This window comes from Martinezella rhizogenes (assembly GCF_000799715.1).
In the GTDB taxonomy this organism is placed as follows: Bacteria; Pseudomonadota; Alphaproteobacteria; order Rhizobiales; family Rhizobiaceae; genus Rhizobium; species Rhizobium rhizogenes_C.
In genome coordinates this window covers 271,416-286,696 of record NZ_JUHG01000015.1, presented here as the reverse complement: position 1 = coordinate 286,696, position 15,281 = coordinate 271,416, and the positions used below count along the sequence as shown (strand labels likewise).

The window sequence follows — 15,281 nt, the reverse complement described above, 5'->3', positions numbered from 1 at the left end:
GCAAAGACGTCAAGCTGGTCGTAAATAGTGGTTCCCACAACCCGGAGAATGGAACAAAATCAACCTGTTCAAAGGTTAGTGGCATTGATGTAAGCTATGGTTTGAAGGTTCGAACCCCATCAAGGCGACCATTGAGATTGGGGTCCGAGTATGTCGCATATTTCGGACGCTGGCCGGACACCGGCGTATCGTTGCGAACAGCGCAACATAGAGTTTCGCTCCTGGGATGTGCAGATGCCAACGATCGCCCAGTGACGGCTTTTGATCCTTCGTCAAAGTAATGTATGATCGTACCCTGCCAACTTGAAAAGCACTGCAATCTTGGGGTCGGGAAAGCCCAGCCAAATAAAGCTCTCCGCAATGTTCTTGCTGAAGACCTGATTGAATATCATCCCGCTAGCGAGCAGCCCGATGCTATCAGCCCATTCTAGTGTCTGGTGAAGATCAGTAGTGAGCTGGTGATTTCCGCGACCAGAATAAGCGAGCTTGAATAGGAGCCTCTGCTTCAGTGGTAGAGATTTCAAATGATCCTTGGCCGTAGCAATTGCCTTTTCCAGCGCCTTTAATCGCACGACCCCGCCGTGCCGATGCGTGTCACCAAAATTAATCTGTATCCGGGCGGTAGGCGTGCTGAGATAGACCTCAGCGAGAAAGTCGTCGTCGCCGGTCATCCAACCCACAGCCGAATTTATGTTTTCCTGTATCAACGGTGACGGGATAAAAAGACTCACGCTATTTCCTTCATTGCTCGGTTCAATTTGGTGGTGACGCAGATTTTCGACAAAGCCACGACAGGTGGGTATTCTGCGCCCAGCCAAATACGACATTGGGCAGGTTTTGTCGTTCTTGAAAACCAAGCACCAGCCGATTGAAGGCGCGATCCATTTTCTTCTCGCCTGGTCGGCATTCGCAGACAATGGCGACCGGGACTGCGCCGCTCTCGTTTGGGTATTTGCGATGCTCCGCCCAAGCGCGGATGATCGGCAAATCCATCGAGCCTTTCAACGAACTTAACGCGAACCGGAAGCTGCCCTGTGTGCGGCAACTGTTGGCCCGAAGTTGGCGTTCGGCGATCTCGCCCACTATGACCGCTTCGCGCCGACACCGGACATTGCGGCCGGCGCAAAACACCCTACTCTGCGATGTCGCAAAAGTCCGGAAAACAGGTGACTCTTTGATTCGGAATTTCGGGACTGACCAATGGCCAAGATTAGGTACACCAAGAAGCGGCCCATTGCATGCCCTACTGGAGATGAAGCATGTTCACCCACGTCATGATCGGCAGCAACGACTTGGAGCGGGCCAGAGCCTTCTACGACGCCACGTTCGCTGCACTGGGAGGCAAGCCCGGCGAGATGGATGCAAGGGGCAGGCTGATCTATGCCCACGAGGGCGGTCGGTTGATGATCACGAAACCGATCGACGGCAAGCCGGCAACCGCGGCCAACGGTGGGACTATCGGTATTGCCGCCGCAAGCCAAGACCATGTTCTAGCTTGGCATGAGGCCGGTACCAAGCATGGTGGCACAGCGATCGAGAGCCCGCCCGTAGAGCGTCCGAACGGGTCCTTCGTTGCCTATCTTCGCGATCCGGACGGAAATAAACTCACCGCACGGTCTCAGCCGACGAAGTGAGATCGGCGTCAGCAGCGCGTAGTGGACAGCGTGATCGATGCTCGGGCGAGTAAGCGTAGGAATGTCGGCTTTGGGCCGAAGTCAGACAAACGTCTCGGCTGCTTCGCGCCCTCATTTCGGTCGTTGGGACCGCGTTAACACTTACCTGAAAGCAGCGGTTCAGTTTCCGCCCTCATAATGCTGATGAAGGGGTGGGAAGCGGCTAGTCCGCTGGTGGCACTAGAATCATCAAGCGGATGTTTGGCCAGTCACGCACTCGCGGATGGCTGGCTTAACGCCCGATCAACGGTATTGAGGGAGCCGTTATCATCCTCGGTCCGCCCTTTCTATCCCGTTTCGAGTCGACCACGATCGACCAAAACATCCATCAAATCACGGACAGTAACCGTTTACTGTTTCACTGCTCTGTTCTAAGAGGGTAGGAGGGTCGAGATGGGTTCACCCTGTGCACGAGGGGACATAACATGGATTCTTCAATTCGGGCCCGGCCATCCTCCGCCATGAGCGACGTTCTGGCGTCGCGGCTCTTCCGAGGCGCTACCATGGCGATGTTCCTGTCGGGCCTGGGAACTTCGGCGGCAGCGCCGCAGATCGTGCTTTTCCTTGTTAGGGAGCTGGGCACTCCGCTCCCCGTTGCGAGTCTATACTACCTTACCAGCATCGCAGCCCCCATCGCGGGTTACATGGTGGGCAGGTACTCCGACCGCACCGGCATCCGGCTCGGCCTGTTCAGGGCCTGCGCACTGCTCGGCTTTCTCGGCTGGGCCGCCATCGCGCTTTCGAACGTGCTGTGGATGCCGTTCGTGATCAGCGCCGTAATCCTCTCTTTGGCCGGCGCGGCGACGTCGCAGATCTTCACTGCCGTCCACGACGAGCTGAGCCGTCATAACGGGAAAGCCAACGAGAGCGTCGTCGGCATAATCCGAATGGCCCTGACCGCTGGCTGGATCGTCGGCCCGGTCCTCGGAGCTTGGCTGGCCGCCCAGTACGGGCTGCGTGCCATGATCTGGGTGACAGCGGCCTGCTGGCTACTACAGATCATCCCTCTCGGCACGTTGAGAGTCCCGCCTGCCTCCAAGCCGGCGACCCAGGACACGCCCGGACAGCGATCGCCCGGCCGGGAGATGGTGCCCCTGCTCGCGTTCACCGGCCTGTTCGTCCTGGTCTACGCCGGGGAGCCGATCAAATACGGCTTCCTCCTCCTTTACATGGAGGAGACCCTCAAACTCGACCCGGCTGTGCGCGGGGCCGTCATCGGCATTCAGCCCTTCATCGAGCTGATGATCATGCCGTTCAGCGTGGTCCTTGCGCGCAAGGTGGGCACTCTCCGGCTGATGTGGCTCGCCGCGGGGCTCGGCGTCTGCGCCAACCTGTGCTTCGCCTTCTGGGCTTCCGCCGCGGGCATGTTCGCGGGCCAGATCCTGATGGGCGGGGTCTGGGGCGTGTTCATGGTTCTCGGCATCATCGTCGCCCAGCGCCTGCTGCCGGGGGCCGTGGCGACCGCGTCGGCAATCTTCATGAGCTCCACGGCGCTGAGCTCCGCGCTCGGCGGTGCCGCCGGCGGCCTCGGTGTCGCTGCCGTCGGCCTGCCGCACGTCTTCGTCCTCCCCGCGGTCTTCGCGGGGGTCGCTGCCATCGGGCTTGTGGCTATGGCCAAGGCGGGGATGATCAGGGACTAGGCACCGACGAGCCCCGCGCGACCAGTGTCGCGCGCAGCTCCGAACGCATCGGAACCTGATGGCCACCAATCGCCGCGACGAGCGTCTCAAGTCCAAGCCGGCCCATCTCACCGGCCGGCATGTGCATCGAAGTGAGAGCCGGGCGCAGGTACTGGCTGCTCAGGTAGTTGTCGAACCCCACCACGGCCACCGCGTCCGGAACCCGTCTTCCCGCGTCTGTCAGCGCAGCCATCGCACCCAGCGCGTGGCGGTCGGTCGACGCGATGACAGCCGTCGCTGCCAAGCCGTCCTTGAGTGCCTCGCCCATGCGCGAGAACGCGTCGGCCTCGCTGTAGATGCCGTCGAGCACGTCCAGCTTGTAGGCTTCATCGGCTTGCTTGAGGAACACGCTAACGCCGGCCTGGCGATCCCGAAAGTCGTGCCACCCCTTGTCCGGTGCCAAGTACGCGAAGGCACGGTGGCCGAGGCTCCAAAGGTGTTCGGCCACTTCGTAGCCAGCAGCCACATTGTCCGTCACAACGATCGGGAAGCCCGGGTTCGCCTGCTGTCCGATCAGGACGGTCGGGATCGGCATCTCAGTCGGAGTTCGTCCCGGCAGGTGGTCGTCGGCACCGGCACAGATCAGCAGTCCGTCGACCCTGCGCTCAAGGAACTCAGTGACCAGTTGCTCGCGCTTTGCCTCGTCGCCTCGGCTGAGGCCCAGCAGGATGGTGAGACCCTGGCGGGTCGCCGCCTCGTCTATCCCTTCGATCATGGCTGCGTAATAGGCGTGGAGCGCCGGAACGATCACGCCGACGCTCTCGGACCTCGAGCGCGACAAGCCGCGCGCCATGGCGTTGCGCACGAAGCCGAGGGCGCCCGCGGCCTCGATCACCCTCACCCGGGTCGCCGCGGCGACCGGGTAGTCGGCCTTGGCGATGACCCGGGAGGCCGTGGCCACCGAGACGCCCGCCATTTTGGCGACGTCTCGTATACCGGGTACGGAGTTAGTTTTTCGTGTCATCACCAACTCATAGCCGCTCCCGCCGGATGACGCTATGGCAGCGTCACAACAGCTGTTCGATCGAGCTCTTTTGGGCCGGGATCACCGTACTCATATTCCGTTAGGTGGCCTTGTGAATCAACGGCTTCAATTCTGCTCCTGTCCGATTCCGGGATTTCAATTCGGCTTGCGGCGGTGTTTGGATCGTCACCGCTGAAGCGCCCAATGTCGCAGATGGGGTGGGAGATGCCTTGCTCCGATCGTTTGATGAATTGCCGGTACTGCAGTTTGGGTATTCAAAGTGGACAGACCGCTCCCGGCCCCAAATCGGTCATTCTGTGAAAAAGCATCCAAGGATGACCCCGCTGAGATGAGGCTTGGGTAATTGAAATCTATTCCGTTTTCTGGAGAAAGTGGCGATCATACCGGCGTCATTCTTCAGAGCCGATTCACAGTGACCGCGGACGAATTCGGTCAGTATCGCATCGCCGCTGACATGTCCCAGAGAGTAATCCGATTTTTTAGATCAGATTTCTGGTTCAGCGACCCGTGGCCGTTCGCCGAGGAAAACGAGGCTGTGTTCGATGGCCACGCGGACAGAATCCAGGACAGGAACTCCAAGTTCCAATGAAAGTGCCGGGGCGATCGATGAGCCGGCTAGATTTGTACAAAGAATGACGATCGCATCTACAGGAGTTAGAGCAACCTCACGCACCATATTGGCGATTTCCCGTGGCTTGATCGCTGCGTAGGCCGTATTTTCTGTCAGGTTGTTGCGCACGGCTGCTGCGACATCGATACCGATGCCGGAATAGTTGGCGATGATGCGCCTTTCAAGGGCTTCGACGTAGGGCGTCACCAGCCCGATCCGTCGCGCGCCAATCCGCTGCAAGGCCTCGTTGATCGCGATGACCGCCGTTGTCGTGCGAATGCCGGTTCGCGCCTCGATGGCCTCGACCCATTGCCGGTCGCGATCGAAGCCGAGCCAGCTTGCCGCCGTTCCATTCCAAAGAATGAGATCGACGGCGGCATCGGCCAGAAGATCCGCTGCGGCGAGGACTGGTTCGATCTCAAACTGTTGGAGCGAGGACGCATCGTCGGAGATTTGGACCACCCGAAGACGTGAGACATGCGACGTCACGGAACCATCGGTCGGCAAGAGCTTTGCCGTCTCCGGTTCCAGCACCGTGTTGGAGGAGGGCGCCAGCATGCCCAGCCGCTTGGGGTGTCGCACGGTCATCGCGCCAACCTCAGACAATCGAGCGACGGGAAGCGATCCCGCCATCGACCGTCATGATCGTGCCGGTCGTGTAGCCGGAGCGGAAGGAGGCGAGGAACACGATCAGATCCGTGACCTCATGGATGTGAGCGGGACGACCCAATGGATAGGTGAGGGCCAGCTCTCCAAAGCGGGTTTCGTCGCCCAGTACGTCCCGAGCCCGCTTTTTCAGCATGTTGTAGATCCGGTCGGTGTCGACCGGGCCGGGATTGACGCCGACCACGCGGATGTTGTCGTCAAGGCTCGATCCGCCGAGCGCCCGGGTAAAGGCCATGAGGCTGGCATTGCCCATCGCGCCGGCGATATAGCGGGGATCCGCGATCTCGCCGCCATTGCCGATATTGTTGATGATCACGCCGCCGCCGGCAGCCTTCATGCGGGGATAATAGAGCCGGCAGAGATTGATATAACCGTAGATTTTCAGCTCCCAGCCTTCGCGCCATTTTGCTTCATCGACGTCGAACAGCGAGCCGGATGGAATGACGCCGGCATTGTTGACGAGGATATCGATATCGCCGACGGCCGCGACCAGGCGTTCCGCGGCGCCGGGTATCGTCAGGTCTTCGGGAAAGAGATCGACGACCGCATCGGGAATGGCTTCGATGATGCCGGCTTTGACGGCTTCCAGATTGCCGATATTGCGTGCCGTCAATCGCACCGCGCATCCTTCCTCAGCGAATGCCTTGGCAAGGCCCGCGCCTATGCCTTGCGACGCGCCGGTGATCAGAACGGTCTTCCCGTTTAACCGCAAATCCATTGTGGGCTCCTGTGAAAATCTTGTGAGAGGGCCGCGATCGCCGCGGCGGTGATGGGTGCCCGAGGCCTTGCTGACATGGTCTAGCGCTTCGCGGCTCGTTCGAGGCCGAGATGGTCCCGCAATGTCGAGCCGGTGTAGTCGGCGCGAAACAGACCGCGCTCCTGCACGATCGGGACGACCAGATCGACGAAGTCGTCCAGACCCTCGGGGAAATAGGGAGGCATGATGTTGAAGCCGTCGGCGGCGCGGCTTTCGAACCATTGCTGCAACGTATCGGCAATATGTTCGGCGGAACCGCAAAGAACCCAATGACCACGGGCCGCGGCCATCAGATTATAGACGTCGCGCAAGGTCATATTGTCCCGGCGGGCCTTGGACAGCATGACGCTTGCAAATGAATGGTAGCTGTCGGGGAGTGCAATGTCCGGAACAGCGCCGTCGAGATCATACTGGCTCATATCGACGCCAAATCGGTCTGAAAGCAGCGCCATGGCATTGGTCGAGGAGATGAAGCCTTGCAGTGTTTTCAACTTGTCGAAGGCTTCTCGGTCCGTGCGGCCGACGACCGGCATGACGCCCGGGAGCAATGTCACCTCGTCCGGCTTGCGGCCGAATTCCGGCAAAAGCGCCTTGAAGTCGGCATATTGTCGTTGTGCCTCGGAGATGTCCTGCACCACGGAGAAGACGACGTCCGCCGTGCGAGCCGCAAGCTTCTGGCCGGGAGCGGAGCCGCCCGCCTGCAGAACGACCGGCTGGCCCTGTGGTGAACGGCCGATGTTCAATGGCCCCTTGACGGAGAAGAACGCACCCGCGTGATCCAGCGACCGGACCTTGGCCGGGTCTATGTAGACACCGCTTGAGCGGTCGGCGACGATGGCGTCATCGTCCCAGCAGTCCCAAAGACCCTTGACGACATCGATGAACTCTCCGGCGATCGCATAGCGTTGGCTGTGATCGGGATGCTCACGGCCGAAATTTGCTCCGGAGGCGGCATTGGCGGTGGTGACCGCATTCCAGGCCGCCCTGCCGCCGCTGATATGATCGAGCGAGGCAAATGCCCGCGCGGTGCTGAATGGGTCGCTATAGGTGGTGGAGGCGGTGGCGCCGAGGCCGATATGGCTTGTCGTCATGGCAAGCGCGGCCAGCATGGTAAGCGGTTCCAGCCTGGCAGTGTAGGACGGATGGGCACCAGGATCCGCATAGAGATTATCACCCATGAAGATCAGATCGAACTTGCCACGCTCCGCCGAGGCGGCAATGGCCTGAATGGATTTCATGTCCTGAAAGCTGTCGAAGGCGCCTGGATAGCGCCAGCCCGCGACATGGCTGCCCGTTCCCAGGATGAACAGGCCCAGATGCATCTGTCGTGTCGTCATGAGCCGTTGCCTGTTGCTTCGAGGAAGGAGAAGCCCATCGTTCGGGCATGGTAATGAAGGCCGCCATCCTGCACGATCAGGAACATCGCCCGCTCATCGCCCTCGTTGTGATGCGAATGCGGCTCGGTCGCCGGCGTTACCAGCGTTGCAAACGGCGACCAGTCGCAGCGCAGGCCGCCGACCATCGAATAGGCGTTCTCTCCCTGGAGGATGAGGGTAATGGCCGCGGAATTATGCCGGTGCAGGCGCTGATGCTCGCCAGGCGGGACCGTGTTGAGCGACAATGTCAACGACGGCATGATATTGCGGCTGGCTTCCTGTCGCAGGGACGAGAAAATCAGCGCTATGCCGGAGGTCGTGTCGCTCTGCCCGGCCTCCACGACGCATCGCAATTGTCGTGCGATTTCCGCTGCGGGATAATGAACAGCTTCGATGGCCGCCGCTGCGGCAATCGGCGGAACCAGGTGCTCGAAGGCCAGTTGCGGCTCGTTGCTGACCAGCCACAAGACGGCGCCATCCGAACCCGCGGCAAGCGATGTATCCGGTCCGCCAGGTGTCAGGAATACATCGCCGGTGGCCCAGTCGAAAATCTCGGTCCCGGTTTTGGTAGAGCCCGAACCCCGGATGACATACCAGATGACACCGCTGGCGGCGAAATCTGTGGGAAGAGTGCCCCCTGGTGCGATTGCCGCATAGCGCGCGAGCATCAAGGGTGTCGTGGCGGCAAAGGGTGCGGCAATTGCTGCCGACTGATCGCAGGCAAACAACGTCGTCGTCGTTGCCGCAAGGGCCAGCGCTGCCTCCTCGCGGAAGGTGGATGCCGGCACTGCCGGTAGCTTGACGTTGAAGGCGTTGCCGGAATTGAAGAAGCGCGCCCGGGCGGCAACCGGTTCCGCTGTGGCGGAGGGATGCTGTACCGGCATCGAGGCCATGTCGATCTTCGGCGCGGTGTCCAGGCTGTTCGTCATGGTCTTGTCCTCGTTCGCGCCTCAGAGTGCCGGACGCCGCAAATGCCATTGGGTCACGCCCTGATAGGCATGTGCCGAACGACAGAGCAGCGCTTCGTCAAATGGCTTGCCGACAAACTGGAAGGCAATCGGGATGCCGGCCGTGCTGGCGCCGCAGGGAACCGTGATCGTGGGGTAGCCGCAGACGTCGAAAGGGGCTGTGAACGGGCCGATGGCGAGGATCGCTTCAGGGTCCTCGCCCAGCGACGCCATATGGTCGAGCGTCGGACCGGCGATTGGCAGGCCGGGCACGAGCAGCATATCGATTGCGGTAAACATGGTTGCGATCCGCCCGTTGAATATACGGCGGTCATGGAGGGCTTCGGCCATCGCCAAGCCGCTGAAATTGCCGCCGCGCTCCAGAAGAGCTGCCAGTCGCTCGCCATATTCCTCTCTGCGCGCCGGATATGTTTCGCGATGGGCAATGGCTGCCTCGACCGCGCATTGCACCGCCCAGCCGCGCAGGATGGCCTCGGATTCGGGAAAGGTGACGTCGACGATACGGGCGCCGAGTGTGCTCATGGTCGTCGCAACAGCCTCAATCGAATGGAGAATTTCCTCCGTGGCAATCCGGCGAAGAAAGGCCCAGTCGACGCCAATCGTGATGCCGGCCACGCCGCCATCGATGTCGGCAAGGTAGTCGGGCACATCGACCGGTGCGGCCGTGGGGTCGGCGGGATCAGGCCCTGCGATAACCGCCAGAATGGCGGCGGCGTCCTTGGCCGTTCGCGCCATCGGGCCGACATGATCGAGGGATTCCGCGAGAGGGAAGACGCCATGACGGCTCACCCGGCTCCAGGTCGGCTTGATGCCGACGAGCCCGCAGCAGGCTGATGGCAGGCGGATCGATCCGCCGGTGTCCGTGCCAAGCGTTGCGTAGGCAAGCCCGGCGGTAACGGCAACGCCGGATCCGCTCGAAGAGGTTCCGGTCCAGTGCGCGGCGCCGAAGGGGTTGATGGGCGGCGCGATTGTCGGGTGGTGATCGGCATAGACGCCTTCGGTCGCCGTCAGCTTGCCGAGCATCACGGCGCCCGCAGTCCGCAGCCTGGTCGTGGCGGTCGATTCATGAGGCGGCTGCCAGTCGTTATATATCGAGCTGCCGAGACCTGTCTTGATGTCGGTCGTGTAGAAGACATCCTTCACGGCCATGGGGATGCCGTGCAGCGCGCCGCGCCAATGTCCGGCCTTGATCTCGGCATGGGCCTTTTCCGCCATCGTCATCGCCGTTTCAGGAGCGACGGTGACATAGGAATGAAGAGTGCCATCATGGGCTGCGATGCGCTCGAGCATCAATTCGGTGAGCGTAACAGGGGAGAGGGCGCCGCTGCGGATACGGTCCGACAAGGCGGTAAAGCTTTCGGCCCACAATCTGTCTTCCGTCATCTAGCCCATCTCCGCAGGCGGATATCATTCTCGTTATACATAAAGAAGCTTTAAAAATAATCAACGCAAAAATATTAGGCAGTTTTGGGTAGATTTCAGGCTGAATCGCCATTGTGGCGTAGGTGGCCTCTGGGTTTCCGGCCTCGATCCGGTATAAAATCCTTGATTCTGAGTTGGCATGTATATTGCTTTTACATTTCTGCATACTGAAACGGAGAGCGATCATGAGGGCATCTTTAAGAAGTAGCTTGCTTGCAGCGGCGGTTGCCGTCTTTGCCGGGGTGGTTTCCATAACGCAGGCCTCGGCGGCCGAGGCGGTGTCGATCCGCCTCAAATGGGTGGCCCAGGCGCAGTTTGCCGGCATTTATGTCGCCAAGGCCAAGGGCTTCTACAAGGAGGCCGGTATCGAGGCGACGATCAATCCGGGCGGTCCGAACATCAATGTCGAATCTCTCGTCGCCTCCGGCGCCGATACGTTTGGCATCGCCAGCGGGACGGAGGGCATGCTCTATGCGCGCGAAAACGGATTGCCGCTTGTCTGCATCGGCATGTCGCAGCAGATGACGCCGTTTGCCTACGTCACCTACAATGGCACCGGCATCAAATCGGTCAAGGACTTCAAGGGCAAGAAGGTCGCCACCTGGTTTACCGGCCCGCAATTTACGCTTTTCTCGGTGCTCGCGCATGAGGGGATCGCCAAGGATGACGTGCAGATCGTCTCCCAACCCTTCTCGATGCAGCCATTTATCGACCATCAGTATGATGTGGCGACGGTGACGCTTTACAATGAACTCAACACGCTGAAGGAGCAGGGCATCAATGACATCCGCCTGTTCCTCCCCGACGATTCCGGTGTGACGACGCAACAGGATGCCATCGTCACCTCGGAAAAGGTGATCAAGGAAAAGCCGGAGCTCGTGCAGGCGTTTCTGGCCGCGACGTTGAAGGGCTGGAAATACTCCTTCGAACACAAGGCCGAAGCGGTGGATATCGTGCTTGCCGCCGGTTCAGGTCTTGAGCGTAAACATCAGGAACTAATGCTGGACGAGATTGAACATGTGATGACAGCCAAGCTCGGCAAGACCGAAGGTCTCGGTGCCATCGATCTGGCCTCCATCGGCGCCGTGCAGGACAGCCTTCTCGAGTACAAGGCGCTCAAGGCCAAGGTGGACCTGAAGTCCGCCTTCGATACGTCCTTCTGGGACAAGGTCCCGGCGGCGGACAAGAAGCTCTGAACGCGCATAAAATGGAAAACGGGACGATGGATCAACCGATGATGCAAAGCCAGCCGGAAGCACTCCATCGTCCCGCGCAACTGCAACTCGTCAACGTCTGGAAACGCTTCGGGGAGGGCGAACGGCAAACCGTTGCCGTTCGCAATGTCGATCTTTCCATCGCGCCGGGCGAGTTCGTCACGCTGATCGGTCCGTCCGGTTGCGGCAAGTCCACGCTCTTCAACATGATTGCGGGCCTTTTGCCGCCGGATCCGGATGGATCGATCCTGCTGGCGGGCCGGCCGCAGATGGACGGTGCGTTGCTCGGCAAGATTTCCTTCATGCCGCAACGAGACCTGCTGTTTCCCTGGCGCACCGTGCTCGACAATGCCACGATCGCGCTGGAGGTCGAGGGCATGTCACGCAAGGCTGCGCGACAAAAGGCTGAAGCGTTGTTCCCCGATTTCGGATTGCAGGGCTTTGAAAAACACTATCCGCATCAGCTATCCGGCGGTATGCGCCAGCGGGTGGCCCTGATGCGTACATTCCTGTTCGAGCGCGATCTGATCCTGCTCGACGAACCGTTCGGGGCGCTCGATGCCTTGACGCGCAGCATGATGCAACGCTGGCTGCTGGACATATGGGCTCGCCACCGGCGCACGGTTCTGTTCATCACCCATGATATCGACGAAGCGATTTTTCTTGGCGATAAGGTCGTGGTCATGACGGCACGACCAGGCACGGTCCGTTGCGAGGTGAAGGTCGATTTGCCGCGCCCGCGTGATGCCTCCATCCTCACCGATCCGGAGTTCATGGAGATCAAACGGAAGCTGCTCGCGGTGGTCGAGGAGGAAAGCATGAAGAGCTTTGCAACGGCGGTAGCGCCATGAAGGTCCGGGTTGTCGCAAGCTCTCCGCTGACCGCGGTTTTGATAACCATGGGCATCTGGCTGATCGCCGTCCCGATGTTCAGGATCGAGCCGCGTTATTTGCCGGCATTGCAGGATGTCGTTGCCGATGGGATTTCGATCTGGCCCGATCTGGTTTCAGGCTTCGCGCGCACATTTTTGGAGACCTTGATCGGTTTCATGCTCGGTGCCACGCTCGGCATCATCTTCGGTATTGTCTTTGCCTATGTCCGGATCGCTGAACGCGCCTTCTTCCCCATCTTCGTTGCGTTGCAGACGGTTCCCGTCATCGCATTCGGGGCGATTGTCGTGATCTGGTTCGGTAACACCATCCTGTCGAAGATCGCGATCGCGCTTTACTTGTCCTTCTTCCCCGTGGCCGTCAATACCCTGCGCGGCCTGCAATCCGTTGACCCGCAGCGGGTGGCTCTCATGCGCAGCTTCGGAGCGACACAGACGCAGCAATTCCTCAAGCTGGCGCTGCCGACGGCGCTACCGACCATTATGGTCGGGCTCAAACTCGGCGTGTCCCTCGGTCTTGCAGGAGCGATTGTTGGCGAATGGTTCGGTGATACGGTCGGCCTCGGCGTCATGCTGCTGCAATCGCTTTATTTCGAGCAGGTGCCACGCATGTGGGTACTGATCATTGCCAGTGGTGTGCTCGGTACGGCGCTCTATGGCGTGCTTGCATTGCTGGAACGGAAATTCATCTGGTGGCGTCCTGAATGACCAAATTCAATAGCCTCGCCCCGGTCTTCATCGCGCTTGTCGGACTGCTTCTCGCCTGGCAGTTCGGCGCTTCGCTTCTTGATTTGCCGGCCTATATCCTGCCCCGTCCGCTCGATATCGTCATGGGCGGTGTCGAGAAGGCTCACCTCATTGGCGATGCGTTGTTCGTAACCCTCCTTGAGGCATTGCTCGGTTTCGCCATCGGTGCGGCAATCGGGTTGGGGCTGGCGATTGTAATGATCCTGCTTCCGCCGCTCGAACTCAGCCTGCTGCCGCTGGTGATCGCCATCAATTCCGTGCCGGCGGTCGCCTTTGTGCCGCTGGCATTGATCTGGTTTGGGCTGGGCATGGCCTCGAAAGTCGCGATGGCAGGGCTTGCGGTCAGTTTCGCGGTTCTGCTCAATGCGTTGGCGGGCCTGAAGCGTCCCGAGACGGCGGCTGTCGATCTGTTGCGCAGCTTCGGGGCGGGGCCGTTCGGCATCCTCTGGCGGTTGCGGCTACCGGCGGCGATGCCGCATTTGGTCACCGGCCTGCGCATCGGGCTTGCCCGCAGCACCATCGCTGTGATCGTCACTGAAATGCTCGGAGCCTATGCCGGCATCGGGCAGCTGATCTATCAATCAACGGCTCAGATCGACTATGTCACCGTATGGGCCGCCGTTTTCGCCGCGTCGCTGGGTAGCCTAATCCTTTATGGCGTCCTCGTCGCAATCGACCGCAAGCTAATATGGTGGAAATGACCATGGCATCGACTTCCCTGCCGCTATCCGAAGCGGAGCTTCGCGTCCAGCTAGCCGCCTGCTATCGCCTTATCGCGCATTTCGGCATGGACGATCTGATCTACAACCACATCTCGGTGCGGCTGCCAGGCCCGGAGCATCATTTCCTGATCAATCCCTACGGATTGCTGTTTTCGGAAATCAATGCCTCCTGCTTCGTCAAGATAGATCTGGATGGAAACAAGATCGGCAAAAGCGATCATCCGGTGAACCGGGCCGGCTTTGTCATCCATAGCGCGATCCATTCGGGCCGCGAGGATGCGATCTGTGTGCTTCATACTCATTCAGAAGCGGCGACCGCCATTTCGGCGCTGGAAGAGGGCCTGCTGCCGGTCAGCCAATTCGCGATGCGCTACATGGGGCATATGGGCCTGCATGATTATGAAGGTGTCGCCATCGACACCGACGAACGGCAGCGTCTAATCGACGATATCGGCCCGCATAACGTGCTGGTGCTGCGCAATCACGGCGTCTTGACGGTGGGGAGAACCATCCCCGAGGCCTTTATCCTCATGTATTATTTTGAGAAGGCGGCTCGCGTGCAACTGATGGCGCAGAGTGCTGCAAGTGCCGGGTCTCGCCTTGCCCTGCCTGAGGCAGAGGTCAGCGATAAGGCGGCCAGGCAATTCCACGATCACCATGGCGACATTCTCGCTCCCGGTTCCCGGGAGTGGCCCGCATTCATCCGGCTGCTCGACCGGATCGATCCATCCTATCGCGATTGATATGATCTGCTTATCTATGCGAAGTAGAGTCGGCGGGAACCGCTACGGATATGCACCCGTAGCGCAAGAGATCTCATTCTAAAGACGGGAAAAGTGGCATGACGGGGCAGGAGACCGGATCGGTTCTATTGGCGTCCGATAATGGCGACGTGCGCGCGGGTGGCGGGACGCTTTCCGACGAGTTGCGCAATCGTCTGGAGGAAATGATCGTCAGCGGTACGCTCAAGCCCGGCGAACGCCTTGACGAAGTGGAGCTCGCGGCCCGTTTCAAGGTCTCGCGGACGCCGGTCAGGGAGGCGCTGAAAGCATTGAGCGCGACCGGCCTCGTCGACATACGCGGACGGCAGGGCATCACGGTTGCAATCATTTCGATCCCGATCCTCCTGGAAATGTTCCAGATGATGGCAGTGCTCGAAGGCTTGTGCGCCAAGCTGGCGGCGCGCCGGGCGACGGTCCCCGAGAGGGCGGCGCTGCGCGAGATCCATGCAAGGCTGATCAATGCGCTTTCGGCTGGCGATCCGGACAATTTCTACGTCATCAATTCCGAGTTCCATGAACTGCTGTACGATGCGGCGCATACGCATTTTCTGGCGGGCCAGACCCGGGCGCTACGCCGCCGCGTGGCCGCCTATCGTCGCTACGTCACCTATCAGCCGGGCCGCATGGCCGCGACGATCGGCGAACATGAGCGCATCCTCGACGCTATCGAGCGTGCCGACGCCGAGACTGCCTTCAAGGCCGCCAGCGAGCATGTCAGTCTCCTTGGCGATGATATGGTGGATTTTATCGCGGCCTTGCCGGCCGCCTTTGTTCAGGAAGGCTGAAGAGGG

The 15,281-nt window shown here is 60.3% G+C and carries 16 protein-coding genes; 8 read left to right on the top strand and 8 right to left on the bottom strand.

The genetic code is table 11. The features are described 5' to 3' along the window. Positions 1-272 precede the first annotated feature (272 nt). Positions 273-731, bottom strand: coding sequence for a hypothetical protein (locus tag EX00_RS21455; protein WP_155294109.1), 459 nt, complete (start codon positions 729-731; stop codon positions 273-275). 22 nt (positions 732-753) lie between these two features. Continuing rightward, positions 754-1,083 carry a hypothetical protein gene (locus tag EX00_RS31530; RefSeq protein ID WP_155294108.1) on the bottom strand — a complete coding sequence of 110 codons (330 nt, stop codon included), beginning with the start codon at positions 1,081-1,083 and terminating at the stop codon, positions 754-756. 176 nt (positions 1,084-1,259) lie between these two features. Here EX00_RS31530 and EX00_RS21450 point away from each other — a divergent pair, with 176 nt between their 5' ends. Beyond that, the gene (locus EX00_RS21450) at positions 1,260-1,634 is read left to right on the top strand and encodes a VOC family protein (RefSeq protein ID WP_047462456.1); all 375 of its coding nucleotides are present in this window, start codon (positions 1,260-1,262) and stop codon (positions 1,632-1,634) included. Positions 1,635-2,176: 542 nt separating this feature from the next. Next, the gene (locus tag EX00_RS21445; protein WP_234709075.1) at positions 2,177-3,313 is read left to right on the top strand and encodes an MFS transporter; all 1,137 of its coding nucleotides are present in this window, start codon (positions 2,177-2,179) and stop codon (positions 3,311-3,313) included. On the opposite strand, the gene EX00_RS21440 is transcribed toward EX00_RS21445, so the two are convergent. The 6 genes from EX00_RS21440 to EX00_RS21415 all read right to left on the bottom strand — a co-directional run bounded on the left by EX00_RS21440 (position 3,303) and on the right by EX00_RS21415 (position 10,097). Further along, positions 3,303-4,316 carry a LacI family DNA-binding transcriptional regulator gene (locus EX00_RS21440; protein WP_080761295.1) on the bottom strand — a complete coding sequence of 338 codons (1,014 nt, stop codon included), beginning with the start codon at positions 4,314-4,316 and terminating at the stop codon, positions 3,303-3,305. The two genes, EX00_RS21445 and EX00_RS21440, sit on opposite strands and share 11 nt — an antisense overlap. 505 nt (positions 4,317-4,821) lie before the next feature. Next, entirely contained in the window at positions 4,822-5,535 is a 714-nt protein-coding gene (locus EX00_RS21435; protein WP_052210854.1) for a maleate cis-trans isomerase family protein, read from the bottom strand. Between the two features lie 10 nt (positions 5,536-5,545). Next, positions 5,546-6,331: an SDR family oxidoreductase gene (locus EX00_RS21430; protein WP_047462447.1), complete on the bottom strand. Its 786-nt coding sequence runs from the start codon at positions 6,329-6,331 to the stop codon at positions 5,546-5,548. An 80-nt stretch (positions 6,332-6,411) separates the two neighbouring features. After that, a complete protein-coding gene (locus EX00_RS21425) occupies positions 6,412-7,707 on the bottom strand; it encodes an LLM class flavin-dependent oxidoreductase (protein ID WP_047462444.1) in 1,296 nt (431 codons plus the stop codon). Further along, positions 7,704-8,675, bottom strand: coding sequence for a cupin domain-containing protein (locus EX00_RS21420; protein ID WP_047462442.1), 972 nt, complete (start codon positions 8,673-8,675; stop codon positions 7,704-7,706). Before EX00_RS21420 ends, EX00_RS21425 begins: the two co-directional genes overlap by 4 nt. A gap of 21 nt (positions 8,676-8,696) precedes the next feature. Beyond that, positions 8,697-10,097, bottom strand: a complete 1,401-nt coding sequence (locus EX00_RS21415) for an amidase (protein ID WP_047462439.1) — start codon at positions 10,095-10,097, stop codon at positions 8,697-8,699. 224 nt (positions 10,098-10,321) lie between these two features. On the opposite strand from EX00_RS21415, the gene EX00_RS21410 reads away from it, so the two are divergent. The 6 genes from EX00_RS21410 (at position 10,322) to EX00_RS21385 (ending at position 15,275) form a co-directional block, all read left to right on the top strand. Further along, positions 10,322-11,332 carry an ABC transporter substrate-binding protein gene (locus EX00_RS21410; protein ID WP_047462437.1) on the top strand — a complete coding sequence of 337 codons (1,011 nt, stop codon included), beginning with the start codon at positions 10,322-10,324 and terminating at the stop codon, positions 11,330-11,332. Between the two features lie 26 nt (positions 11,333-11,358). Further along, on the top strand, positions 11,359-12,201 hold the full coding sequence (locus EX00_RS21405; protein ID WP_202903746.1) for an ABC transporter ATP-binding protein: 843 nt from the start codon (positions 11,359-11,361) through the stop codon (positions 12,199-12,201). Beyond that, a complete protein-coding gene (locus EX00_RS21400) occupies positions 12,198-12,947 on the top strand; it encodes an ABC transporter permease (protein ID WP_047462434.1) in 750 nt (249 codons plus the stop codon). The genes EX00_RS21405 and EX00_RS21400 overlap by 4 nt, the downstream gene beginning before the upstream one ends. Continuing rightward, complete coding sequence (locus EX00_RS21395) at positions 12,944-13,687, top strand: ABC transporter permease (protein WP_047462431.1); 744 nt, start codon at positions 12,944-12,946, stop codon at positions 13,685-13,687. The genes EX00_RS21400 and EX00_RS21395 overlap by 4 nt, the downstream gene beginning before the upstream one ends. Before the next feature lie 2 nt (positions 13,688-13,689). Then, positions 13,690-14,451, top strand: a complete 762-nt coding sequence (locus EX00_RS21390; protein WP_047462427.1) for a class II aldolase/adducin family protein — start codon at positions 13,690-13,692, stop codon at positions 14,449-14,451. 98 nt (positions 14,452-14,549) lie between these two features. Continuing rightward, entirely contained in the window at positions 14,550-15,275 is a 726-nt protein-coding gene (locus EX00_RS21385) for a GntR family transcriptional regulator (RefSeq protein WP_080761294.1), read from the top strand. Positions 15,276-15,281: the final 6 nt, after the last annotated feature.